We start from the raw sequence: 2060 nt of genomic DNA, 5'->3' as shown, positions 1-2060 counted from the left end.
ACAAACCATCCCAGCCGACCCAGACGCTGTCTCGGTGAATGCCGTCGACGCCGAGGCCCTCACCACCGAACTCGACACCCCATGGCCGGCGCCCGAGGAAGATCTGATCGAACAATCGATTCCCGTCCCCCTCGACGACGACCGCTGAGGTTCCCCGACCGCTGGCGCACCAGAAACCCGCAACGGGATGATCTTGATTTTTGATCGAGTAGCACAAGCTCCTCACCGATGCTGCGGCACAGCGCATTGAACGTATCTCACGGACGGGTTCGCTCAAATCCGCTCGGAGAAAACGGATCATAATGAGCATCGACTCATCGTCGTCTCCCGCCCCCGTTCTGCCCCGCTACCGCGATATGCCCAAATCCCACCTCGACCGTCATCAGCCCGGAGGTTATCCCCGGCATGCCTCCGCGATAGCACCGTCTTATCCGCGAGCCCTTCGATGTCTTGGGTAGCAGGCTATCTGGACGAGTCGATCAGGCTCCGGATGATCTCCACAACTGCTGATCGGTGACGGTTAACGGCGGATGATGCTTCCGCCGTCCACGGGTAGCGCGACACCAGTGACGTAAGAAGAGCGCGGTGAAACCAACCAGACTGCTGCGTCTGCCTGTTCCTCGGGCCGTCCCGCACGTCCAAGAGGAATCGCGCGCGTGCGAGCCTGGTAGCCAGCGGGATCCATCTCAGCCATTTCCTTGATCGCGTCGGTTTCAGTGCTTCCGGGACACAGTGCATTTACACGAATGCCGAATCGTCCGTTCTCGACGGCCGCAGATTGAGTCAGGCCGATCACGCCCCACTTTGCGCCGCCATAGGCCGCGAATCCGGGGAGTCCGCTCATACCAGCAGTCGACGCCGTGTTTACGATCGCACCGCCGGTGTTCTGCTTTCGCATCTGGATGAGTTCTGCCTTGAGGCAGTAGAAGACACTCATATAGTCGAGTCGGATTGTGTGTTCATAATTCTCTTTGGTGTCCCTGTGGAGTGGACGCCCCAAGCTTCCCCCTCCGGCGTTGTTCATCGCGAAGTCCAGCGAGCCGAAAGCCTCCACGGCGGCGTGCACCATTGCGGACACTGCGTCTTCGTCAGTCACATCAGTGTGGAGGTACTCCGCGGTTCCGCCTGCACTCCGGATACGTTGAACGGTCTCCACACCTGCGCCGTCATCGATATCGGACACCAGCACGTTCGCACCCTCACGGGCGAGGCTTTCGGCCATCGCTCGGCCGATTCCGTTGGCGCCGCCGGTGACAAGTCCACTTCGGCCGTCCAAGAGACCCACTACTTCTTCCTTTCTTCGCGGCCACGCGCGAATCCCATCCCGTGACAACTCGTGACCCGAGAACGATAGATGTCCATGTTTGTTGCCACCGAGACGATTTCACTCAACGAGAATTCGAGATCGCCGAATCGTGCGGAGGACACTGGAACCACCGGCCTCAACATCGAATTCACTCCGACAGATTCGTCAGAGTTCCGGCAGAGCGCACACCGTGTCGAGGCCGAGGACGTGGTTGAGCCGGCCCGAGACGATCCAGGAGCCGATGGACATCGTGAGCTCCACGATCTCGCGCTGGTCGTAGTGCTCGGCCATGCGGGCCCAGAACTCGTCGTCGAGGTTGTGGTGGTCGAGCGCGTACCGCTGCGCGTACTCGGCGGCCAGCCGGGTCCGGTCGTCGAATGCGTCTGTGGTGCGCCAGTTCTCGACGGCCTCAAAGAAGCCGTCCTCGACCTTCTCGCCGTCGCGTTCGGTGCGCCAGTCCATACAGACGATGCACCCGTTGATCTGGGCGATGCGCAGCCGCGCGGCCTCGAACTCGCGCAGCGCGAGCGTGGACTGCGAGTAGACCGCGAGCGAGAGTTTGGACGCCGCGACGCCGATACCGGGGACCATCTCGCCCCACACGTATCCGACAGGGTCCTTGCCCTCGGGGATGTCGATTCTCATTGCCGGGTCCTTTCCGTCGGCTCCAGTCTGCCCAGCGCCGCCGATCCTGTCTCCGGAAATCCCACTGGTCGATGATCGCAGCGGGAGCCGCATCACCGCACCGCCACTC

The 2060-nt window shown here is 61.7% G+C and carries 2 protein-coding genes; both read right to left on the bottom strand.

The window, feature by feature from the left end:
* Nucleotides 1-520: 520 nt before the first annotated feature.
* Nucleotides 521-1285, bottom strand: coding sequence for an SDR family NAD(P)-dependent oxidoreductase (locus B0E55_RS31225; protein ID WP_157902109.1), 765 nt, complete (start codon nucleotides 1283-1285; stop codon nucleotides 521-523).
* 186 nt (nucleotides 1286-1471) lie between these two features.
* A complete protein-coding gene (locus B0E55_RS31220) occupies nucleotides 1472-1951 on the bottom strand; it encodes a carboxymuconolactone decarboxylase family protein (protein WP_029538815.1) in 480 nt (159 codons plus the stop codon).
* Nucleotides 1952-2060: the final 109 nt, after the last annotated feature.

This window comes from Rhodococcus sp. 66b (assembly GCF_002076325.1).
In the GTDB taxonomy this organism is placed as follows: domain Bacteria; phylum Actinomycetota; class Actinomycetes; order Mycobacteriales; family Mycobacteriaceae; genus Rhodococcus_F; species Rhodococcus_F erythropolis.
This window is presented reverse-complemented; position numbering and strand designations above follow the sequence as displayed.

Bases quoted from the DNA above. Each gene is read 5' to 3' on its own strand.
- B0E55_RS31220 (WP_029538815.1), bottom strand. From the start codon at position 1,951: ATGAGAATCGACATCCCCGAGGGCAAGGACCCTGTCGGATACGTGTGG.